The sequence below is a fragment of the Carnobacterium sp. CS13 genome, from assembly GCF_016653495.1.
GTDB classification, from domain to species: Bacteria; Bacillota; Bacilli; order Lactobacillales; family Carnobacteriaceae; genus Carnobacterium_A; species Carnobacterium_A antarcticum.
The window spans coordinates 1804100-1824851 of record NZ_CP067364.1; the positions used below are offsets into that span (position 1 = coordinate 1804100).

At 39.6% G+C, this 20752-nt stretch carries 24 protein-coding genes; 5 read left to right on the top strand and 19 right to left on the bottom strand.

Annotated elements, in window-relative coordinates; all coding sequences use genetic code 11:
* Window positions 1-12 precede the first annotated feature (12 nt).
* The 3 genes from JHE06_RS08550 to JHE06_RS08560 form a co-directional block, all read right to left on the bottom strand.
* Window positions 13-723, bottom strand: coding sequence for a hypothetical protein (locus tag JHE06_RS08550; RefSeq protein ID WP_058918948.1), 711 nt, complete (start codon window positions 721-723; stop codon window positions 13-15).
* A gap of 98 nt (window positions 724-821) precedes the next feature.
* Complete coding sequence (locus JHE06_RS08555; RefSeq protein ID WP_236253487.1) at window positions 822-1478, bottom strand: glycoside hydrolase family 73 protein; 657 nt, start codon at window positions 1476-1478, stop codon at window positions 822-824.
* Between the two features lie 50 nt (window positions 1479-1528).
* Window positions 1529-2335 carry a M15 family metallopeptidase gene (locus JHE06_RS08560; protein WP_201088526.1) on the bottom strand — a complete coding sequence of 269 codons (807 nt, stop codon included), beginning with the start codon at window positions 2333-2335 and terminating at the stop codon, window positions 1529-1531.
* Between the two features lie 144 nt (window positions 2336-2479).
* Here JHE06_RS08560 and JHE06_RS08565 point away from each other — a divergent pair, with 144 nt between their 5' ends.
* Window positions 2480-3493, top strand: a complete 1014-nt coding sequence (locus tag JHE06_RS08565) for a PTS sugar transporter subunit IIC (protein ID WP_201088527.1) — start codon at window positions 2480-2482, stop codon at window positions 3491-3493.
* 46 nt (window positions 3494-3539) lie between these two features.
* On the opposite strand, the gene JHE06_RS08570 is transcribed toward JHE06_RS08565, so the two are convergent.
* On the bottom strand, window positions 3540-4070 hold the full coding sequence (locus tag JHE06_RS08570; RefSeq protein WP_058918950.1) for a hypothetical protein: 531 nt from the start codon (window positions 4068-4070) through the stop codon (window positions 3540-3542).
* Between the two features lie 349 nt (window positions 4071-4419).
* Between JHE06_RS08570 and JHE06_RS08575 the strand changes: the two genes are divergently transcribed.
* A complete protein-coding gene (locus tag JHE06_RS08575; RefSeq protein WP_058918951.1) occupies window positions 4420-5373 on the top strand; it encodes a Gfo/Idh/MocA family protein in 954 nt (317 codons plus the stop codon).
* 294 nt (window positions 5374-5667) lie between these two features.
* Here JHE06_RS08575 and JHE06_RS08580 read toward each other — a convergent pair whose 3' ends face one another.
* From JHE06_RS08580 to JHE06_RS08620, 9 genes are all read right to left on the bottom strand, one after another.
* A complete protein-coding gene (locus JHE06_RS08580; RefSeq protein ID WP_058918952.1) occupies window positions 5668-6051 on the bottom strand; it encodes a Rid family detoxifying hydrolase in 384 nt (127 codons plus the stop codon).
* 286 nt (window positions 6052-6337) lie between these two features.
* Complete coding sequence (locus JHE06_RS08585) at window positions 6338-6991, bottom strand: CBS and ACT domain-containing protein (protein ID WP_058918953.1); 654 nt, start codon at window positions 6989-6991, stop codon at window positions 6338-6340.
* 5 nt (window positions 6992-6996) lie between these two features.
* Window positions 6997-7701, bottom strand: a complete 705-nt coding sequence (locus JHE06_RS08590; RefSeq protein WP_058918954.1) for an ABC transporter ATP-binding protein — start codon at window positions 7699-7701, stop codon at window positions 6997-6999.
* 2 nt (window positions 7702-7703) lie between these two features.
* A complete protein-coding gene (locus JHE06_RS08595) occupies window positions 7704-8477 on the bottom strand; it encodes an ABC transporter ATP-binding protein (RefSeq protein WP_058918955.1) in 774 nt (257 codons plus the stop codon).
* Window positions 8474-9448, bottom strand: coding sequence for a branched-chain amino acid ABC transporter permease (locus tag JHE06_RS08600; protein ID WP_058920246.1), 975 nt, complete (start codon window positions 9446-9448; stop codon window positions 8474-8476). Before JHE06_RS08600 ends, JHE06_RS08595 begins: the two co-directional genes overlap by 4 nt.
* A gap of 9 nt (window positions 9449-9457) precedes the next feature.
* Complete coding sequence (locus JHE06_RS08605; protein WP_058918956.1) at window positions 9458-10336, bottom strand: branched-chain amino acid ABC transporter permease; 879 nt, start codon at window positions 10334-10336, stop codon at window positions 9458-9460.
* A gap of 74 nt (window positions 10337-10410) precedes the next feature.
* Window positions 10411-11559, bottom strand: coding sequence for an ABC transporter substrate-binding protein (locus JHE06_RS08610; RefSeq protein ID WP_201088528.1), 1149 nt, complete (start codon window positions 11557-11559; stop codon window positions 10411-10413).
* A 283-nt stretch (window positions 11560-11842) separates the two neighbouring features.
* Window positions 11843-12955 (bottom strand): GerMN domain-containing protein, encoded by a 1113-nt coding sequence (locus JHE06_RS08615; protein WP_201088529.1) that lies wholly within the window; start codon window positions 12953-12955, stop codon window positions 11843-11845.
* A 258-nt stretch (window positions 12956-13213) separates the two neighbouring features.
* Window positions 13214-13369 carry a hypothetical protein gene (locus JHE06_RS08620; RefSeq protein ID WP_156413271.1) on the bottom strand — a complete coding sequence of 52 codons (156 nt, stop codon included), beginning with the start codon at window positions 13367-13369 and terminating at the stop codon, window positions 13214-13216.
* Window positions 13370-13678: 309 nt separating this feature from the next.
* Between JHE06_RS08620 and JHE06_RS08625 the strand changes: the two genes are divergently transcribed.
* Window positions 13679-14191, top strand: a complete 513-nt coding sequence (locus JHE06_RS08625; RefSeq protein WP_058918959.1) for a helix-turn-helix domain-containing protein — start codon at window positions 13679-13681, stop codon at window positions 14189-14191.
* On the opposite strand, the gene JHE06_RS08630 is transcribed toward JHE06_RS08625, so the two are convergent.
* The 3 genes from JHE06_RS08630 to JHE06_RS08640 all read right to left on the bottom strand — a co-directional run bounded on the left by JHE06_RS08630 (window position 14192) and on the right by JHE06_RS08640 (window position 16182).
* Window positions 14192-14347: a DUF5626 family protein gene (locus JHE06_RS08630; RefSeq protein WP_201088530.1), complete on the bottom strand. Its 156-nt coding sequence runs from the start codon at window positions 14345-14347 to the stop codon at window positions 14192-14194.
* Window positions 14313-14915, bottom strand: a complete 603-nt coding sequence (locus JHE06_RS08635) for an HAD family hydrolase (RefSeq protein WP_201088531.1) — start codon at window positions 14913-14915, stop codon at window positions 14313-14315. The genes JHE06_RS08630 and JHE06_RS08635 overlap by 35 nt, the downstream gene beginning before the upstream one ends.
* A gap of 301 nt (window positions 14916-15216) precedes the next feature.
* Window positions 15217-16182, bottom strand: a complete 966-nt coding sequence (locus JHE06_RS08640; protein ID WP_058918962.1) for an aromatic acid exporter family protein — start codon at window positions 16180-16182, stop codon at window positions 15217-15219.
* A gap of 163 nt (window positions 16183-16345) precedes the next feature.
* On the opposite strand from JHE06_RS08640, the gene JHE06_RS08645 reads away from it, so the two are divergent.
* A complete protein-coding gene (locus tag JHE06_RS08645; protein ID WP_201088532.1) occupies window positions 16346-16846 on the top strand; it encodes an FUSC family protein in 501 nt (166 codons plus the stop codon).
* Between the two features lie 102 nt (window positions 16847-16948).
* Window positions 16949-17452: an FUSC family protein gene (locus JHE06_RS08650; protein ID WP_231726772.1), complete on the top strand. Its 504-nt coding sequence runs from the start codon at window positions 16949-16951 to the stop codon at window positions 17450-17452.
* 155 nt (window positions 17453-17607) lie between these two features.
* Here the strand turns inward: JHE06_RS08650 and lacC are convergent, their stop codons facing one another.
* The 3 genes from lacC to nagA are packed head-to-tail and all read right to left on the bottom strand — an operon-like array spanning window position 17608 to window position 20743.
* Window positions 17608-18546, bottom strand: coding sequence for a tagatose-6-phosphate kinase (gene lacC / locus JHE06_RS08655; protein WP_201088533.1), 939 nt, complete (start codon window positions 18544-18546; stop codon window positions 17608-17610).
* A 13-nt stretch (window positions 18547-18559) separates the two neighbouring features.
* Complete coding sequence (lacD, locus tag JHE06_RS08660; RefSeq protein WP_201088534.1) at window positions 18560-19549, bottom strand: tagatose-bisphosphate aldolase; 990 nt, start codon at window positions 19547-19549, stop codon at window positions 18560-18562.
* Window positions 19550-19561: 12 nt separating this feature from the next.
* Complete coding sequence (nagA, locus tag JHE06_RS08665; RefSeq protein ID WP_236253488.1) at window positions 19562-20743, bottom strand: N-acetylglucosamine-6-phosphate deacetylase; 1182 nt, start codon at window positions 20741-20743, stop codon at window positions 19562-19564.
* Between the last annotated feature and the right edge of the window lie 9 nt (window positions 20744-20752).

A 20752-nucleotide genomic window follows, 5' to 3' on the forward strand; every position in this document is an offset into this window, starting at 1 on the left:
ACGGTTGGTCTGCTACTTGCCTTTGTGTTCTTCGTCGTAAGCATCTTCTTCTTGATGGCGGTATTTTTTCATTTTTTTACTAAATAATTGACCGTTGCTTGGTGGTGTATATGTAATCGCATTTGCACCTGCTTCAATCGTTTCAAGAATGCTCTCTTCCGTTGGTCCGCCAGTCGCAATAATGGGCAGCTCGGGGTAATGTTTTCGAATTTCTCGGACAATATGAGCGGTATTGGCTGCTCCGCTGATATTTATGATATCGACCCCTGCGTCTAATTTTTCTTGAATATCTGTGAACTCTGAAACCACTGTCCAAATGATAGGAACATCGACCGTTTCATTGACTTCTCTAATGGTATCAACCGGCGTAGGAGCATTCAATACAACCCCAATACACCCATGAGCTTCTGCGAATAACGCGATATTGGAAGAACGGTGACCATGCGTCAACCCTCCGCCCACACCTGCTAAAACGGGCATGCTGGCAACAGTCGTAATGCCGTTGATGATTGCTGGATGTGGTGTAAACGGGTATACCGCAATAACTGCATCTGCATCATTGTTCATAATGATCGCGATATCTGTTGTAAATATCAGAGATCTAAACCGCTTTCCATTAATGACGATTCCACTCGCTTTTCGGATCACTTCTGGTACAGCCACATAATCTCTTCTTAAATCCGTTGTGATTTTAGGTATATTTTTTTTGGTTGATTCGCTCATTTTCTTGCCCCCTTGTGATTTGAATTCCTCTAGTGATAGTTTACCGAATTTTCGTAAGCTTAGCTAGGCTTTGAACAAAAATAAATCAGTATGATTGGTCAATCATACTGATGTAAATCAAACTCTTCAATTAGCCGAATCAGCTTTACAGGATAATCCGGATCGGTTGCATATCCGCTTGTTTCTAAAGCGTAAGCAGCTTCTTTATAATCATCAGCAGCTAAAACACTAGCGTATTGATCTGGATTCCAAGTTGTTCCATTAGCAAATAATTTAGCGTGATCGTCCATGGATTCTTGCCAGCTAGCGTATTTTCTAAATGGAGCTTCGATCTCGATCCACTTACCGTCTACAAATTCTTTGGTATTCATCATCACTGTCTGGTCTGGGTTGCTGCCCTTGATGCCATAAAAATTATTGTTTTTTACAGACAACTCGCTTCTGCCCCAATCCGATTCCAGAATCGCTTGTGCTACACTGATGCTTGGCAAAACCCCATATTCTTCTTTTAATGTTTGAGCGTATTCTGCTGTTTGTACAATGAACTGTTGTTCCTCGCTACCGGAATCAGAAGAACCATTAGTGGAAGAAGATGAGTTACGGGCGCTTAAAAAAACCAGCGTGCCGAAAAAAATGAACACAATCAAGAATAGGCTGAACAGAATATAACTAGGCGACAATTGAAACGGTTTTTTAACATTTTTCTTCATCGGATATTTCTTCGGGTACTGCTTTTTTTGTTTTTTTGATGCCACGTTACTCCGCCTTTCTAGTCCTCTTGCTTTCATTCCTTATTTAACTAAAGTTATTTGCCTGCTTCTTCTAATAAATCAATGTATTCTTCGAGTGTCAATTGATATTTTTCCATATAGCGGGCATTATCAACGCCTACATAGCGAAAATGCCAAGATTCGTATTCAATGCCGGTTTCATCTTCTTTTCCTTGTGGAAACCGCAAAACAAAACCATAATCAGCCATTGTATCGACTAACCAGTGTTGCGACTCTTGAGTATCGTATTCAGGAATCAAACCTTTACCCGTACTCAACCAATCAGCGTCTACAATATCGATTGCTAGACCTGTATGGTGTTCGCTGCCTCCAGGAATGGCAATATAATCTTCAGTCATTTTTTTAGCTTCTTCTGCAGAATGACCTTGGTCAATATACCGTTGAATGCTGCTGTCGTAATTTGTTTGCTGCAAGTCTACTGAGCGAAAGCTGGAAACCAACACGATTTCATAACCGGCTTCAGAAGCGGCCGACATCCAATCGTCATAAGCGTCTTTCATTCGTTCATCGATCATATATCCGTTTGGCAATGTGGTTAGTGGAATAGTGATATCTTGGTCGATTGGCGTCCAGTTATTAACTAAATCTAAATTCCAGTCAGTTGTTGAAACTTCTGGAAGCTCATTCATTATCGCTTGATGTTCTTTTTCTTCTTTTAGTTGCTGCTCTTCTTCAGGTGTTAGTGTCTTTTCAGAAGATGATCTGGAAGCCGATAGGGTAGTGGTGATTTTTTGAGTAGTGTCTGTTACAATGCCATTGGCTACACTGCATCCTCCTAATAAACCTAAAGATACAAGAAACACTGAAAGTTTTTTATACATGTTGTAAAGCCCCAATCTGTTCAAAATTTGCGAAAAAAGAGCCTTGGCTTTTTAGAAAAGTGTGCACTTTTATTTTCCATAACCTATAATACCATTAATAGCTATCATGGTCACAAAAAATTGTTTCATTTGGAGGGACAAAAAGTGAAAAGAAAGAATATTACGGAGAACTTGTACAAAGTTTCTCAAGGAATTGCCGCCGCCATCGTCGTGACTTTAGGTATTGGGCTGCTGCTTCAAACCATTGGAGAACTAACAGGATCAATCGCTCTTGTAACGATTGGATCCGTCACAAAAACATTGATGATACCTGGATTGGGTATCGGAATTGCGTATTATTTGAAAGTGGATATCTTGTCTATGCTAAGTGCTGTTGCAGCAGGTGTCGTTGGCGGACGAGCTTATACGATCGTCGACGGAGCTGTTTCATTAAAAAGCGGCGAACCTGTAGGGGCTTTGGTCGCGATCGGCGCTGCTTTGCTAGTGGGCAAATTTTTATTTAATAAGACACGATTTAATATGGTTCTTATCCCATTTTGCAGTGTCTTGATTGGAGGATTGCTTGGGTACCTATTGGCGCAGCCGATCAGTTACTTGTTGACCCAAGTTTCCCTGCTGATTACTTCTTCGGTAGATGGTTTCCCTCTATTGTCTTCTATGGTATTGGGCTTAATTTTCGGAATTTTGATTTTATCGCCAGCTTCTTCAGCAGCCATTGCTTTAGCCTTACAATTAGACGGCGCAGCAGGTGCAGCCGCGTTGATCGGGTGCAGCGTCCAATTTACGGTTTTTGCTTTTTTAAGTTTGAAAGAAAATGATGCTGGCAATTTCTTAGGCCAACTCATCATCACACCGAAATTACAAACCGCTAATGTGATCCGAAACCCTAAAGTCGCCCTCTTTCCTTTACTAATGGGCACTATTTTAGCACCAATCGGCGTGTTGGTTTTTGGCTTGACCGCTTCCGCAGAGATAGCCGGCATGGGTTTATGTGCTTTGGTTGCACCGTTTGCTATTGCGGCTTCACAAGGATTCACCGCTACCCTATTGTATCTGTTGGTCGTGTTGCTTGTTCCCGCTTTATTGAGCCTGTTGTGCAAACCTTTATTGATTCAGCTGGGCGTTTTAAAACCCGGTGATTTAAAAATAATCCTTTAACTTAAAAAACGCTATCTAAGAATTCCTTCTAGATAGCGTTTTTGATTTATTCTACTTTATACGTTTCTTCGATATTTTCTTTGAACCATTCGAGCAGATCTTGTTTTTCGGTTTTTATTTGCTGCTGGATAATACCTGGCAAACGAAGTTCGATCCGGTCTTTGTAACTCCAGAAATCATAATTCATCTCAATACGCAACACTGTGCTCGTCGATTTCCGGTGGTAATCTTCCCGTTCTTCAGCATTTTCATTCTGGAAAGCTAATTCAGCTGACCCACTATTCACCCATTTTTTAGCCACATGAAATTTGATATTCAAATACTCCGCAACGGGATTGGCTTCAACTTCTGGGAAAAACGTTGCGTTTCTCATCACTTTTTGAACCAACATCCACTCATAATCGGTAAATAGATTAGCAATGATTTGCATATTCTTAGGTTTCAAACCTTGCTCGTCTTTTTTCCAACGGTCCCAACTCTGCGGCGTGATTTCCAATTGGGTTGAATAAAAGGCTTTTTCACTGACATATTGTTCTTTGATGGCATACAAAACGATTTGGACAAGTGCATCATGCATCATAAAAACTCCTTTCTGCTATTGAATAATAAAAAGAATAAGTGCTACTTCTATTTTACACTCTTTACGTGTAAACGCCAACTGTAAGCCTTAACATTTTATGACTAACTACTCTCGGTAACTTTATATAAGAGGCAATTTTATTGCTTTCTTATGTACTAAATAATATACGCAATCCCTTTCGTTTTTCCCATCCAATTATAACCTAGCACTACAAATTCCCAGAAAGCCTTAACGGTTTTGGTACCTTGCGAGGGTTTCCATTGTGTTCACAGTAAGGCATTGCTACAATAGTGGAGTAGGAAAGGTTTAGTTACCAAACAAACGCAATTTATTGAGGAGGAAAATTATGAAACCATTAAACTGGGGTATTTTAGGTCTAGGAAATATCGCTTCTAGTTTTGCGACAACGTTCGCATCAGAAGATGCCAAACTTTATGCAGCTGGTTCAAGATCTATCGAGAAAGCCGCTGAATTTGCTGAAAAACACGGTATTGAAAAAGCTTATGGCAGCTATGATGAATTGATTGCTGATCCAGAGGTAGATGTAGTGTACATCGCAACCCCTCACAGCCATCACGCAGATCTTATTCTAAAAAGTTTGGAACACGGCAAGCACGTTCTTTGTGAGAAAGCCATTACGGTAGATAACCACGAATTAGAAGCGGGTATGGCTTTGGCCAAAGAAAAAGGATTGATTTTAGCAGAGGCGATGACCATTTATCATATGCCGTTGTACAAAAAACTTAAAAACATCATGGCTTCCGGTTCACTTGGCAAATTAAAAATGATCCAAGTGTCATTCGGCAGTTTAAAAGAAGCTGATCCAACAAATCGTTTCTTCAATAAAGAAATAGCGGGTGGTGCTTTATTGGATATCGGAACGTACGCTTTATCTTTCGCACGTTTCTTCTTATCAAGCCAGCCGAAAGAAATTTTAACCACAATGAATTTTTTTGAAACAGGCGTAGATGAACAAGCGAATGTTATCATGAAAAATGCTGACGATGAATTAGCGACTGTAGCCTTTACTTTCCGGGCTAAAATGCCAAAACAAGGCATCGTCGCTTTTGAAAATGGCTATCTAACAGTTCTTGACTTCCCAAGAGCAGATGAAGCTACTTTGACTCATCCAGACGGCACTGTCGAAAAAATTCAAGCGGGCGATACGCTGCAAGCATTGAATTATGAGATTGCTCATATGAATGAAATGATTCGCACAAAAACAGATAACAGTTCTATTGAATTAACACATGACGTGATGGAAATCATGGATACGCTGAGAGAAAAATGGAACAACTAATCGCCAACTAAACAAAAAAAGATTTTCTCTTTAAGAGAAAATCTTTTTTTACTTTTGAACGTGCTTCAAAAAGCAGACACGACGTCCACTTTGTCATGGCTGTTGTAGCTTTAGCTACGTACAGACATGATACACTTAGGCGCTAGCCTACAGTGCTCCTATATAATGCTCGATGGTCTACGACCATACTGCGCTTATTCGTTCCAGTTGCCTTAGCCCTTGCAGCTTTAGCTGCTTAGGGATACGGTATGCGAGGTAGAAGATTCGGGTCTAAACGCTTTTTTACACACTCCGTTATTTTTTTACAACAGCAACAACTTCGATTTCGCAAAGAGCTTTTAAAGGAAGTTCTTGGACCGCAAAACAAGTTCGAGCTGGTTCGTGGCCAGCAAATTGTTCGCCGAAAGCTTCGTTAAATTCTTGGAAATTTTCCATTGTAGACAAATAACAAGTTGTCTTGACCACTTGATCTAACGATGAACCCGCTTCTTCTAATACCGCAGACAAGTTTAACAAAGCTTGTTTTGCTTGCTCTTTAATACTGCCTTCCACTAGTTGACCTGTTGCTGGATCTGCACCGATTTGGCCTGCAGGATAAACAAACTCTCCGACTTTAATGGCTTGTGCGTATGGACCAATAGGTTTTGGTGCATTTTCTGTATAAATCGTTTCTAACATTTGAATACCTCCATTATGTAGTAAATTATTATGCTATAGCATGTATCAAAAGCCAATGAGTGGTTCATTGATTTCTGATAAATACTAGCCCAATTGGGTATGTGCAAAACGACAAAGACTGAAAAGCCCTCTACTTCTTAAGCTGCCCAGATAAATACGTTTTAAATAAGTGCTATGTAGATTCATCATAGCAGACTTTGGCTGATATGATAAGAGGTATTAACAAAATAACCGAATACATTCATTTCATGCTTAATTAAAATGAAAGTATCCGGCTATCTGCCTGCTATTCTTTTCGTTCTTTAGAAGTTGCTGAACTGACCGTATAGCCTTCTCGCGTTAAAACTTCTTTGATCTCTGATGTATTAGAGCTGTCCATCTGCAAGACGATTTGCGTAACATCCTCGTTGCGGTAAACAGCGATTTGATTGATGCTGACTTTTGCTTCGGCCAAAATATTGGTAATGTCTTCCAGGATACCAGGGTGGTCTTCCGGAATATCAATGACGATCCGGCTGCCTTTATTGTTGTACCCCATGACGTCGATAAAGGCTCTAAAAAGGTCCTTGTCGGTGATGATTCCGATGATCTTATCTTTGTCTTCCACAACTGGCAAAACTCCGACTTCTTCTTCCAACATCTTCTCTGCGGCTTCTTCAAGCAAATCAGCCGCTCCGATCGTGGTTACTTTGGTCTGCATGATGTCGCCAACAGTCGTTTTTGTCAGCAGATAGTTCATCTCATGAATGCTTAAGCTGGTCGCTGTTGATGGAGAGTTTTCTTGAACGATCTCTTCCGTCACCAATCCAACCATCCGGCCATCTCTGACAACCGGCAAGCGATGAAAATTGTGCTCTTTCATAATATCGAGTGCTTCAAGAACTTTCATATCTTCAGGAACTGTTACCACTTCCGAAGTCATATAATTTTGTACATCCATCCTTTTTACCCTCCTAAGTACGCTTTTTGAACCTCATCACTGGCTAACAACTCTTGTCCAGTACCCGATTGAACGACTTTTCCAGTTTCTAAAACATAGCCTTTATGGGCTATTTCCAAGGCTACTTTAGCATTTTGTTCAATTAGCAAAATCGTTGTTCCTTGTTCATTGATCATTTTAATGATGTTAAAAATTTCTTTGATGAAAATCGGCGCCAAACCCATTGAAGGCTCATCCAGCAGCAATAATTTCGGACGCGACATCAATGCACGCCCCATCGCTACCATTTGCTGTTCGCCGCCTGACAAAGTAGCTGTATCCTGCTTTTTGCGTTCTCCTAAAACCGGGAAACGGTCAAACACCATTTTCAAATCTTTCTGGATCTCGCTTTTATCTTTACGCAAATACGCGCCCATCTCCAAATTTTCTAAGACACTCATTCCGCCAAAAACATGCCGGCCTTCGGGAACTTGGGAAATACCCAATTCAACGATTTTTTTAGTGGTTTCTTTTTGGATCGGTTGTCCTTTATAAAGAATTTCTCCTGAAGTTGGGCGATGCAATCCAGAAAGGGCTTTAAGAATCGTTGATTTGCCAGCTCCATTAGCTCCGATCAACGAAACGATCTCCCCTTCGTTGACTTCAAAACTCACTTCTTTAGTGGCTTGGATAACTCCATAATGAACTGTCAGTTTTTTTACTTGCAACATGCCTAATCACCACCTAAATAAGCTTTGATAACCGCTTTATTATTTTTGATTTCTTTGGGAGTTCCATGAGCGATCATCCGCCCATATTCCAAAACGTAAATTCGTTCACACACATTCATCACTAAAGACATATCGTGTTCAATCAACAAAATGGTGATCTTAAAATCTTTTTGTATTTGACGAATCAAAGCTGTTAAGTCAGCTGTTTCTTGCGGGTTCATTCCGGCAGCCGGTTCATCTAAAAACAAGATTTTCGGTTTCGTGGCCAACGCTCTGACGATCTCCAATCGTCTTTGTTCCCCGTAAGGCAAGTTTTTTGCCAACTCGCTTACTTTTGTATCTAAGTTGAAAATCTTCAACAACTTGATCGCTTCTGCTTTAAGGGTTTGTTCTGAAGCATAAAAAGCAGGTGTTCGAAATAAAGCAGCGACTGTTCCAACTTTGTTTTTAGCGTGCATCGCGATCAAGACATTGTCCAACACGGTCAAATCCTTAAACAACCGAATATTTTGAAACGTTCTTCCCAATCCCATATCGGTAATGGTATACGTTTTTTTGCCCACCAACGATTCTTGTTTGTCGTTAATGGCTAAATCAATACTGCCTTCAGTCGGCTCATAGACCCCCGTCAATAAATTAAATAAGGTCGTCTTGCCTGCTCCATTTGGTCCAATCAAGCCAACTAACTCATTGTCCCCTAGTTCCATAGAGACCATTGAAACTGCTGCTAATCCGCCAAAATTTTTAGTTAATTTTTTTACTTCCAATAAACTCATTTTGGTTCCTCCTTTTGCTTAGGAGATGCTTTCTTTTTGCGGTTCAATAAGCCAGAAATGGTAAATTCTTTTGTTCCAAATAAACCAGATGGCTTAAAAATCATGATCGCAATCAAGGCAACCGAGTAAAGAATCATACGCAATTGTCCAAAAGGTTGTAAAAAGACATTAATGATTCCCAGAACGATTGCGGCAACGACACTCCCTGTCACACTGCCCAATCCGCCAAATACAACGATGATCAAAATATCGATGGATTTCATAAAGGTAAAGTCGGCAGGACGGATCACACTAAAATAAGAAGCGTGCAGTCCACCACCGACAGCTGCTGTTGCTGCACCGATCACAAAAGCAATGGTTTTGAATTTTGTTGTGTTGATCCCCATCGATTCCGCGGCAATCTCATCTTCGCGAATGGCAACTGTTGCACGTCCGGCACTGCTTTTAATGTAGTTTACGATGATGACCAACGTCACGACCACAAAAATGAAAGCCAGTTGCCAAGTGGTCAAATACGGAATCCCGCTTAACCCAGCAGCTCCATTTGTCAAACTGCCCATATTCAAAATCGCGATACGGATGATCTCCGCTACCCCTAATGTTGCAATAGCTAAATAATCTCCTTTTAAGCGAAGTGTTGGGATCCCAACAACTAAGGCTACAAGACTTGCCACTATGATTCCCAATAACAGACCAGCAAACAACCCAACAAGTGTTGGCAATTTGATCGTCATAATGCCGGTACAATAAGCGCCGATCGCCATAAACCCAGCATGCCCTAACGAAAATTGACCTGAGAATCCAATAATCAAGTTTAATCCGGCTGCCAAAATGATATTGATCAAAATCGTCATTAAGGTGATCTCATAAAAAGCATCGATCAAGCCAAATGAAACGCCAAATTGAATCAAAAGGAAGGCGACTGCAATAAAAATGAGCCAGCCAAGATTTGTTTTATTAAATTGCTTCATTTTTATCACCTACACTTTCTCTTTCGTATTCTTACCTAATAATCCAGTTGGTTTTACAATCAAAATAATAATCAAAATCAAATACACAACAGCATCTTTAACTAGCGAGCTGCCATAGCCGCTGATCAACGTTTCGATGATCCCGATCGTAAATCCACCAAGCAGTGCACCTGGAATAATGCCGATACCGCCTAAAACAGCTGCGATAAAAGCTTTCAGCCCAGGAACAACGCCCATCATAGGATCGATCGAATTGTAATACATTCCGACTAATACGCCCGCTGCGCCAGCCAGTGCTGATCCAAGAATAAACGTAAATGAAATGACATTGTCTACATTTATCCCCATCAAGCGAGCAGCGTCAGCGTCTGTACTAACTGCTCGCATCGCTTTCCCCATCTTCGTTTGTTTAACAATAAACTGAAGGGCCAGCATCAAAACGATCGTCGTCGCAAAAATAGTGATTTGTGTTTGATTGACTTGAATCGAACCTAAATTGTAAACTTTTTTAGTGATTACTTGCGGAAAGGCTCTGACTTGCGGACCTACTAGGTAAATCATGCTGTTTTGCACTAAAAACGAAACACCGATAGCAGTGATCAAGGCCGCTACTCGCGTTGCCTTCCGTAAAGGTTTGTAAGCGACCCTTTCAATGATGGCTCCTAATATGGCACAAACAACCATCGAAATAATCAACGAAGGAATCAATCCTAAGTGGAGAATATTGATCGTTGCATAACCGACAAAGGCCCCTACCATATAAATTTCTCCATGGGCGAAATTGATCAGCTTGATGATGCCATAAACCATCGTATACCCCAGTGCGATCAACGCATAAATGCTGCCTAATGACAGGCCGTTAATGAGTTGTTGAATAAAATTTTCCATAAGGCTCCCCTTTTCTGACAAATTCAAGAGGTGCAACGCTACGATCAGCTTCACACCTCTCTTACACTCATTTATTATTTAGGCGCTACTTCCGTTCCGCCAACTTCTTTTCCATCTTGTAATTCAATAACGAAAACTGATTTTACCGGATTGTGGTTTTCATCAATGGCAAAATTACCTGTAACTCCTTGAAAATCGGTAATAGCTTCAAGAGCTTTGACCACTTCTTCTGGGTCGCTGCTGTTTGCTTCTTCAATTCCTTGTTTCGCTAGGTAGACCGAATCATAAGCTAACGCCGAAAAAGCATCTGGAGCTGTTTTGTATTCGTCTGTGTAAGCTTTAATAAAGTCTTGAATATTTTTTTCTTCGTTATTCAAAGAGAAATGAGCTGAATAGTAGACATTTGACACATTCTCTTCGCCTGCTAAGTCAAGCAGCGCTTGGTTACTAAAACCATCTGCTCCTAAAATCGGCTGTTCAATTCCCATTTCGCGGGCTTGTTTAATAATCAAACCGGCTTGTTCATAATAGGCTGGCATATAGATAACATCAAAATCTTTGTCCTTGATTCGAGTTAAAATCGCGTTAAAGTCTGTATCATCAGCTGTGAAATTTTCATCAGCCACAATCTCGCCTGTATAAGAATTTTTAAACGATTTGGTTAATCCGATTGCATAGTCGCTTGAACTGTCTCCGATAATCACAGCTTTTTTAGAATCTAAGTGAGTCGTAGCAAATTCTGCTAACGCTACTCCTTGGAATGAATCTTGGAAACCTGTCCGGAAAACATATGGCTGAACGTTTCCATTATCGTCTAATGTCAATCCGTCATCTGTACCAGAAGGCGTGATCATCGCCACTTTCGCTCTAGTTACTGCTGGTGTTGCTGCTTTGGTCGTACCACTTGTGGCCGGTCCAACGATAACTGAGACTTTTTCTTGTGTAGCTAATTTTGTTGCGATACTAGCCGACTCTGTTGTATCTGATTTATTATCTAGTTCAATATAGTCTAATTGCTTATCCAAAACACCGCCGGCTTCATTGATTTCTTTGATCGCCAACTTAGCTCCATTCGATTCTGCAGTTCCATAAGCAGAAACCGGACCGGTCAATTCAAAATTACCGCCGATTTTAATGGTATCTGAATCATCCGCACTTCCTTGAGCACCACATGCTGTGGCAAATACTGCTAGCGCTGCTAGCCCAACAACTAATTTTTTCATTTTTATTTCCCCCTATTTTTCGCTTTTCCAATCCTTAATAACGGATGATACATTTATTAGAATAAGATAAGAATTAGCTTAGTGCTTCATAGTATAGAATATTCTGACAATTTAAGCAATAGAAATCCGAATCTTTTTTTATAGCAGCTGTTTTCTTTATTTCATTTGTTTTTCAACAAAAAAAGATGCAGCAAATGAGGTAAATTCCCCTGCTGCATCTTCTCGTTTGCGTTTACTGCAATTCACTGCTGTTTTCGGTATTTACTGTAAAGGATTTGCCTTCTTATTTTTGAATATGTCCTGTGCTGTAAGGTTGTCCTTCAACCGTTAGATACACTTCATTCATATAATAATACCCGCCAATAGTATTGACGATGCTTTGCAAAATCAACGTTTCATAAGCAGATCCTGCATTCATTTCTGAAATCAATTCTTTAGAGAAGTCGACATACACTCTTCCGTCGGTATTCAAATACAAACTCAAAATGGTGGTATTGTCTGATAGAACTTTTCCAACAGATTCATTCGGCAATTCTTTATAAGCCAATTCAATAGCTTTTTTAGTAACATCGTTGGTTTTGAAAGCTAATTCTTTATCCACATAAGATAGCGTCTCTCCATCAGCATTAGGATAATAAAAACGTACCGTTTGAAGCAATGGCACATCGGTTTCAATCTGACTCAATGTGGATGTCACATTGTAATCGTCTGACGTAAACACGGTTTTTACCAGCCCTATATCCGGTGCATAGTAATCGACTACTTTGTCTTCGCTTCCTTCAGTGGTCACTTCTACCGTTTCATAAGTCCCCATCGGTGTCTCAACGGAAACATTGATTCCCGTGATCGTCCGTGTCCGTTCCCCTATTGCTGGCCAAGTCGTTCCTTCTTTTAAAGGTGCTTTAAGCAGGACTTCAGTTCCCTCTTCTTCTCCCGGTTCTTGGTCAAGCCAATTTTCTCGCGAATAAGCTTCGCCGCGGGACAAGCGAGTCTTTATTTGGTCTTTTTCTAATTCAATAACCATTACTTCTTCTGTTCCACCATTATTTTTTCTGATTTGTTGCCGGTTGTCTTTAACATAATCGGTGTAAACATCGTAACTGGCAAATTCATTGCCTTCGCCTTCATAGATGTAATGCTTATTGGCTGTATCTGGAAAATAAGCAGCTAATGTCAGACTTTCCGGCTCTTCAGCTGTTGAACTAGAACTAGATGCAGCTTCTTGGCTCGAACTCGTTGCTGAACTTTCTGCAGAACTGGAACTCACCCTGCTTTCTTCAGAACTTGACTGACTGATGGAAGAATCGCTGTCTGGCTCACCCTGATTAAAAAAACGGCAAGAAGATAGGATAAGAGCTAAAAAGAATAAACTAAAAAGGAAACCGAACTTTTTCATATTGTATCCCCCCGCTTTCTATTCTATATAGTTTATTATACCATCAACAGAAAGCGTTTTCTAATATTGTGAAATTATCATCTCAAAAAACGGCTTGCCCTAATCCTCGTACTCTACAATCCTTTTTAATTTAAAATCCATGTTACTATTCCAATCGAAGCAAATCCAAAAAAAAGACATAATAAGAAAAAAACGCTAAAGAGGATCATTTTTTTTATTTTTTCATACATGTTCTAATCTCCTTGTGAACGAATAAAATCATTCAATTTTGTCTGCTCTTCTAAGCAAGATATACCCTAAAGCTAATAAACCGTATCCGATTCCAATCTGTTGATTGAATAATCCGATAATCGCTAAACCAAAAACAATACCTGATAATAGTTGAAAAACCAAATACCCTTTTTTCTTTTTCATCTGCTTCCCTCCAAAAAATGACGCGCCTTTGATTTGTCCTGCTGACTAAAAATGGTTATAGAAAAGCAGTTGCTCCTGTCTGGCTTGATATCTTTTTTCTTCTTTCAATGCCTTAATTATCCAGCAGCTCGTCCCAAATAGAAAGCACGCAACAGTTTACATCTTAGCAACCAATGGTTTACATCGTTGGTTTAAAGCAGTTTTTAGATGTGCGAACCACTAAACAAGAAAAAATTTCGATTAACGGATGGTCAAACCCATCTGCTTTCGGTATGATAGAAAATGACAAAATACAAAGGAGGAAACGGGTTGGCTTTAGCAGAACGATTAAAAGAGAGCAGAATCAATAAAGGATTTACACAAGGAGACGTCGCGGATCATTTACAAATTTCTCGTCAGTCTATTTCTAAATGGGAAAACGGAAACAGTTACCCTGATTTAGATAATCTTGTAAAGTTAAGCAACTATTATGAAATATCAATCGATGAACTATTAAAAGAAAATCAAGACCTAAAAAAAAGAATTGAAGAGAACGAAATTAAAATCGAGGACTCTTATCGAAAGTTGGATTTCATCAGAGGCTCTTCAGATAAAGATGAAGGACTTATCTTGCTGATTCTCTCTTTTGTTAGTTTTTTGATTGCTCCTTTTGGACTTATTGTGGCGCCAATCGTTATAAAAAGGAACAAAAAAACAAACACACTCTATAAATTGCTTTATCTCTCGTGTGTTTGCTGTATTCTTTTCAATTTATTTATTGGTTACGGCGTTCTAAGCGATATTTTTGGATGGGGAACGACTACTGTCGAGTACCTCGGCTAATCAATAACTAATCGAAATACTATTCGTTAACAGCTTTGCCCGTAAATTTATTGATGTCGTGATCAGCGAGACCTTTCTTTTCAGATAGTAAGTCGCTTGTTTGGTGTTGTCGACGCTTAGTTTAGCGCTCGTAAAACTTCCTGTGTAAGCCACCATGGACGGCGAAATCTGCAATATCGATCCAAGTATCTTCAGAAGCCACTATGTACAAACGGTCTTCAAAGCTGCTCATTTTCTCTTTTGTAGGCACACATTGTCCTAAAGGATCATGGAGTGTGATCTTTAAAAAATCATCTGAGATATCTTGGAAATCTTCTACTTCGATCACTTCTGCGTAAGAACCTTTAACATAATGAAGTTCAGTTTCAGGTATATCTTTTTTGACCACTGCTCCGTTTTGAGTACAAGCAATAATAGTATTTTCTAGACTAATTTCTTCTAAGGCTTCAATAGCTTTCAGCCCTAATGCATTTGGAATCAACGATTCATAAACAAACTGACCATTGTGTTTGATTCGAGTCGCACTATCTCCCAGAATCCACAAATCTGCTGCATCTTCTTCAAACAATTCTTCTACACGTTCACATTGCTTCCCTGTACAAGGTGCGAAGAAAACGCCTTGTTCTTTCATTACATCATTTGTTTGCTTAAATAGCAGCCGATCAAAATCGCCTTTGCTGTTTAAAAAAGTCCCATCCATATCTGTAATAATTAATTTAATCATTTTATAAATTCCACCTTTTTTTTATTAACCAATCTCACTATGCACAACATTCAGTGTGGTAATCTTTTCCATCATTAAAAGCTTTTTTTGGTTCTATCATTTTGGTGTTGGTAAGTGAAATGACTGTATGCTACAATCTTGAAATTTTTGGAGGAATAGGGGCTGTTTGTAGCCTTGAAAACCTGGAGACCCAAGGGCTCATGGCTTTCTACAAGCAAACACGTAAATTCCAGAGAGTCGCCAACACTACTTGATATAAAGAGCCGCTCCTTTGGATTTTATTGACCGTCCGCAAAATTGTCTATTTGGTTTCTGGAGCATACTTTTCATAAAAAAGTTGTTTTGTTTCAATAAAACGGGTGAACTCATTTAATAATTGAAATAAGACTGCTCGATTTTCAAATTCTTCACGAGATTGCGGCAGCGGACTCGTTCGAAAGTAATTTAATAATTCTTGAATATCCTGCATTAAAAAAGTACCAGGATTGCTTTCATGTAATTGCTGGGCGGTTAAATAAAACAAGCCAGCCAATATTTTATTTTGCTTCGTTGGCAAATGACAAAATCGTAAATTAGTAGCCATCTGTTTTAGGATCGATGCCTGTACTTTTCGCATTTCAAAATAATGGATCTCATAGAATTGAGGTTTCATTAATTGATTATCAAATTCTGTATACGCAATCCGAATAGCGTCATCTAAAGTCGTTTCTAGTTCTTGAATCAGCTGGTAATCGTCATTTCCTGAAAATCCTTCTCGCAATGTTTGATCAAAATAAAGCAATATTCCTTTAATTTTCTCATCAACGGTATGCTGCATCTCTTGAATTTGAGTCTCTTTTGAGGGCATATATAGGTTGAATAAAACGGCTAAACTTGCGCCTATCACCATTAAAAGAAATTCATTCATAAGCCAGCTAAAAGAAGTACTTTGCTCTAATAAAAGGTGGCTTACCAAAACGGAACAAGGCGCGATCCCCGCTTGTACATTTAATTTATAAGCAATGGGTACATAAATCAGAAGATACAGCCCAAAAACAAACGTAGTAAAACCAACTAATTGAAATAAAACCGCTGCGATGGTTAGTGCTACAATAGTGGAAACAATTCTTTGCCCAGCTGTCTTTAAAGAAGATATTTTGGTATCTAACACACTTAAAATAGCAATGATTCCTGCAGATACCGTATAATCTAACTGCAACATTTCTGCTAAAAGAATCGCAAGCACAGTGGCCAGCGTAATTTTTATGGTTCTTAAACTAATCGTCATGATTGCATAGTCTCCTTCCGCTTCTTCAAGAATAGCTCATTTCCAGGAAAAACTCTATGAAAAGACAGGCGTTCTTGGATATTAGTTTTGTTCAATCGGTTTTTGTATTACTATAAACGAAAGAACTCATTTGGTTCAACAAAAGACAGAAAGAGATGAAACGATGTCAACTATTGGAAATTACCGTCTAGGGATGCGAACGATCAAAACAGCTCTGGCTGTTGCTATTTGTATTTTAGTATTTCATTTTTTTGATCGCGGAGCGCCTATGATTGCCTGCTTATCTGCTATCTATGCTTTAAGAGAAAACTGGAAAACCAGCTATGCCTTTGGAAAAACACGCATTTTGGGCAATTCGATCGGAGCTTTGACCGCTACGGCCTTTGTACTGATACAGCATTTTTTAGGAGAGACATTTTGGTTTGAGCTGATCGGTGTGCCGCTTGCGGTCATCTTTATTATTGTTTTATGTGATCGTATCGGGAACAACCCTGGTATCATCGGTGCTACTGCTGCTTTTCTCATTATTTACTATACGATTCCTCTAGATAATGCTGTCCTTTATGCCGTACAACGGCTCTTTGATGCATTTATTGGAACGTTTATCGCCATCGGTGTCAACCGGCTCGTTCCGGCTTTTCCTAAAAAATCTGCTAAAAAATAGCCCACTTATGCACACGAGACAGTTTTTCGTGTATGATAGAAAGTATCAGAGTTGATTCTAAGCCATTAGCGAAGCAACTCAACGGAAGAAAGAGTGAAGCAAGTGTTTAAAAATTATAAAATTGGTATGCGTACGATCAAAACGGGTATTGCCGTAGCTCTTTGTATGCTGCTTTTCCATTATACGAATCGTGGAACTCCTGCTTTGGCCGCATTAGCAGCTGTTTTTTCTTTAAGAGAAAACTGGAGAACCAGCTTTGATTTCGGAAAGACACGGATTTTCGGAAATGCTGTTGGTGCCTTGATTGCGACTCTTCTTGTTTTGATCCAACAATTTACAGGCTATTCTTTTATTGTGGAACTATTCGGCGTAGCCATTGGTCAAATGCTCGTGATCATTATCTGCGATCGTTTAAATTATCATGAAGGTATCATTGGCGGGACGGCAACTTATATGATCACTTATTTTACGATTCCTGCTGGAGCAACGCATCTTTATGCGCTTAACCGCGTCTTCGACACCGTCATTGGCAGTGCTATCGCTATTTTAGTGAACATTATTTTTTCGTCGTATTTTATTCACCGCTTTTTTAAAGAGCGTTCTTAAGGATAAAATCAAACTGAAAGAAAATGAAATACCGGTGAGTTATCAAATCAAATTGATAACTCACCGGTATTTTACTTTAGAAATGTAATTGATTCGCTTTATTTTTTTTCCTGTCTATCCCTATTCACTCTTTTCCAATGGCATTTTAGAACACCTTAAAAAAGTTTTACTTGAACTTGGTTATAAAATTTCTGAAAATTATCCAGATTGATATGACCTGTAACCGATTCTAAGGCATTTAACATCCCAGTGGTCATACCAGTCTTTATTGTACTCTCGTCCGATTCAAAACGGCTTAAAGCATAGGCTAAGCCAGCAATGGTAGCATCGCCTGATCCAACTGGATTAACAATATCGATTTTAGGCAGAGTGGCACGATAAAAGAGACCATTGTGTTTCACAACTGCGCCATCTCCTCCTAATGTCACCACGATCCATTCTATCCCTTGAAATAGCGGGTGGTTCAATGCTTGTTTCAACTCTTTAGGCTGTTCAGGGTCCAAATCTGTCTTTAGTAAATCATTGATTTCGGTTAAATTCGGTTTTATCAATTTGGGTTTTTGTTCGCCTCTCAAAGCTTCTTCTAGAGCCTTTCCAGAAGTATCCAGCAATGTATCGACGCCTTTTTCTTTGGCCGCCATAATGAGCTGAGCATAGAAATCATCTGGCAAGCCTTTCGCTAAGCTGCCAGAAATAGTTAACAGTTCAACAGTGTCTAACAAGCGATGAAAGGTTGTCATAAAACCATCTATCTCTGATCGTGTAACGTTTGGACCAGACTCAAGAATTTCTGTTTGCTTCCCGTTATCATGCAACAGAGCAATAGAATTTCTAGTCTCTTGTGCAATAGGATAAAAGTCATGCGCTATGCTAACTGAATCCAACTGCTCTTTAACTTGGTTTCCAAGGTGTCCTCCGACTATCCCCGTAGCTATAACAGAACTACCAAGTTCATGGATGACGCGTGTAACGTTCAGTCCTTTGCCTCCTGCCGTTTTCGAAACTTCAGAGACGCGATTGATGTCGTCTAGCTTCAAACTTTCAATTGGATAGGAAATATCTATAGAAGGGTTCATTGTAACCGTCAGTATCAAATTGGTCTCTCCTTTATTCAACAACTTCTACTTTATCGTGCCATGAAGAAGCTGTGCGTTCGACTACCTCATTCAAGCTTTCAATATTATCTTTGCCTTCTGTTTCAAGCCATTCGTTTGCAGTATTTTCTCCATCTGCTATAAAGTGATGGACTCCATTCTTCCAAGTTGCTCTTCCACAAAGCACGCCGTTAAAGGCAGAACCGGATTCGTTTGCAAAAACGAGTGTCTCTTGGAATAGTTTGGCTGAAACACCTGCACTAAGAAAGATAAACGGCAGGTAAGTCGCATCGCTTTGTTCTTTAAAGAAAGCAGCCGCTTCTTCTTTTGTATAAACAGTTTCTTGTCCAAAACCTTCAACAAAATTCATGTTTACAGGCACTTCAACTTTTAACACATCCACTTTATATTGTGGTTTAGAGAATTCTTTCATCATCTCAATGACTTTATGCGGTTTCACTTTGGCAAATTCTCTTGACGCATTATCTTGAATAGCGTTGTCATAAGACAATAATTCTAAGTAGAATGGGATGTCCTCTCCAAGGCATTCACTTCCCAAACGTTCTACAAAGACATGTTTTTGGTGGTTGATTTCCGGGTTATCGTCAATATCGTAATAAAGCAAGAATTTGATTGCGTCGGCTCCTTTACCTTTTAACCGCTTCACAGACCAATCTTCCAGCAAATCAGGTAAACGTCCCGGAACGGCAGCGTCATAACCGGTTTTTTCATACGCCAACAATAAGCCTGCTTCAGAATGACGAGCATCAGCTGCAACCAAACCGTATTCAGGATCTAATAAGATAGAAGATGCGTAAGGCGTCAGTCCTTCTGAAACTATTTTTTTAAATTCGATAATGCTTTCGTCCGTTGGTTCTTGGTTTTCAGCTTTGAACATTTTTTTTAAAGCACCGCGCTGATCAATAGCTAAAGCTTCGATATAGCCTTCTTTTGTAGATAAACGATCCATTGCTTCTTTTTTTGCTTTTGATAGTTTCAACATTTTTTTCATCCTTTAGTTATCGTTTTTATATACAGATACTCCGTTTAAATAGGTTTCAAGTAGATTCAACTGAGAATCAATGACTAAGAAATCAGCATCGTGGCCTGCTTGCAAACTGCCGCAGCGATCAGCTATGTGACAACTTTTTGCTGGGACAACAGAAGCCATTCGGATAGCATCTTCAACTGTAGCAATATCCCAATCGCAGACATTTTTAACGGCATCAAACAGTTGCAAAACACTTCCTGCTAAACTCCCACTTTCTTTCAAACGAGCAGCACCGTCTTTTACTTCAACTGGGAATTCGCCTAATGTATAATCCCCTTCCGGCATACCGCCGGCTCTCATGCAATCTGTGATCAAAGCAATGTGATCTGGCTTTTTAATGTTTATCAGCAGTTCTGCTGCAGCCGGATGAACATGATGTCCGTCGCAAATCAGTTCAGCTATCGTATCTTTCGTTGCCATGGCTGCACCAACCATTCCAGGTTCTCGATGATTCAGGCCGCTCATCCCATTGTAAGTATGAACAAAAATTGAAGCACCTGAAGAAACCACGTTTTTAGCTTGTTCATAAGTAGCAGAACTGTGCCCCAGAGCGACTGCAACACCCTCTTTAGAAATTTGTTCAGTAAAATAAGCTGCACCTTCTCTTTCAGGAGCAATCGCTATTTTTCTGATCAACCCTCCTGAAAGTTCTTGCCAATGGTCAAAAATATCCTTATCTGGATTACCGAAATAGTTAGGGTTTTGTGCGCCTTTGTGTTCTTCTGTAAAAAAAGGACCTTCGAAGAAAATACCTTGAATTTTAGCACCGTTTACTTCTTGGTAACGTTCGCCGATCATCTGGCTGACTTGGTTTAGGTTCTCAACGTCTGAAGATAACGTAGTCGGAAGAAAGGAAGTTACACCGCAACTTAATAAACCTTCAGACATACTATTGAGTCCTTCAAAGTCATTGTCCATCACATCATGTCCTTTAAATCCATGGATATGGGTATCTACTAGACCAGGAGCGATCCATTTCCCAGAATAATCAATTATTTTGCCCGTCTTGTCAGGTAATGTTTTTAAATAAGTCCCAAATTTTCCATCTACTATGGGTAAATAGCCTTCTCGCTCCATTCCTCCCGGCAGGAAAAAACGACTTGCATAAATATAATAGTTTTCCAATTCTCTCATCTCTTTTCTCATTTACCCTGC

What these genes read in the sequence shown, in the direction of transcription:
- JHE06_RS08550 (WP_058918948.1), bottom strand. Translation starts at nt 723, where the DNA reads ATGAGCGAATCAACCAAAAAAAATATACCTAAAATCACAACGGATTTA.
- JHE06_RS08630 (WP_201088530.1), bottom strand. Translation starts at nt 14,347, where the DNA reads ATGGTGGCTTACACAGGAAGTTTTACGAGCGCTAAACTAAGCGTCGAC.
- lacD (WP_201088534.1), bottom strand. Translation starts at nt 19,549, where the DNA reads ATGTTGAAACTATCAAAAGCAAAAAAAGAAGCAATGGATCGTTTATCT.
- JHE06_RS08615 (WP_201088529.1), bottom strand. Translation starts at nt 12,955, where the DNA reads ATGAAAAAGTTCGGTTTCCTTTTTAGTTTATTCTTTTTAGCTCTTATC.
- JHE06_RS08620 (WP_156413271.1), bottom strand. Translation starts at nt 13,369, where the DNA reads ATGAAAAAGAAAAAAGGGTATTTGGTTTTTCAACTATTATCAGGTATT.
- JHE06_RS08560 (WP_201088526.1), bottom strand. Translation starts at nt 2,335, where the DNA reads ATGTATAAAAAACTTTCAGTGTTTCTTGTATCTTTAGGTTTATTAGGA.
- nagA (WP_236253488.1), bottom strand. Translation starts at nt 20,743, where the DNA reads ATGAGAAAAGAGATGAGAGAATTGGAAAACTATTATATTTATGCAAGT.
- JHE06_RS08645 (WP_201088532.1), top strand. Translation starts at nt 16,346, where the DNA reads ATGTCAACTATTGGAAATTACCGTCTAGGGATGCGAACGATCAAAACA.
- JHE06_RS08590 (WP_058918954.1), bottom strand. Translation starts at nt 7,701, where the DNA reads ATGTTGCAAGTAAAAAAACTGACAGTTCATTATGGAGTTATCCAAGCC.
- JHE06_RS08640 (WP_058918962.1), bottom strand. Translation starts at nt 16,182, where the DNA reads ATGACGATTAGTTTAAGAACCATAAAAATTACGCTGGCCACTGTGCTT.
- JHE06_RS08600 (WP_058920246.1), bottom strand. Translation starts at nt 9,448, where the DNA reads ATGAAGCAATTTAATAAAACAAATCTTGGCTGGCTCATTTTTATTGCA.
- JHE06_RS08570 (WP_058918950.1), bottom strand. Translation starts at nt 4,070, where the DNA reads ATGCATGATGCACTTGTCCAAATCGTTTTGTATGCCATCAAAGAACAA.
- JHE06_RS08585 (WP_058918953.1), bottom strand. Translation starts at nt 6,991, where the DNA reads ATGGATGTACAAAATTATATGACTTCGGAAGTGGTAACAGTTCCTGAA.
- JHE06_RS08580 (WP_058918952.1), bottom strand. Translation starts at nt 6,051, where the DNA reads ATGTTAGAAACGATTTATACAGAAAATGCACCAAAACCTATTGGTCCA.
- JHE06_RS08605 (WP_058918956.1), bottom strand. Translation starts at nt 10,336, where the DNA reads ATGGAAAATTTTATTCAACAACTCATTAACGGCCTGTCATTAGGCAGC.
- JHE06_RS08610 (WP_201088528.1), bottom strand. Translation starts at nt 11,559, where the DNA reads ATGAAAAAATTAGTTGTTGGGCTAGCAGCGCTAGCAGTATTTGCCACA.
- JHE06_RS08595 (WP_058918955.1), bottom strand. Translation starts at nt 8,477, where the DNA reads ATGAGTTTATTGGAAGTAAAAAAATTAACTAAAAATTTTGGCGGATTA.
- JHE06_RS08635 (WP_201088531.1), bottom strand. Translation starts at nt 14,915, where the DNA reads ATGATTAAATTAATTATTACAGATATGGATGGGACTTTTTTAAACAGC.
- JHE06_RS08575 (WP_058918951.1), top strand. Translation starts at nt 4,420, where the DNA reads ATGAAACCATTAAACTGGGGTATTTTAGGTCTAGGAAATATCGCTTCT.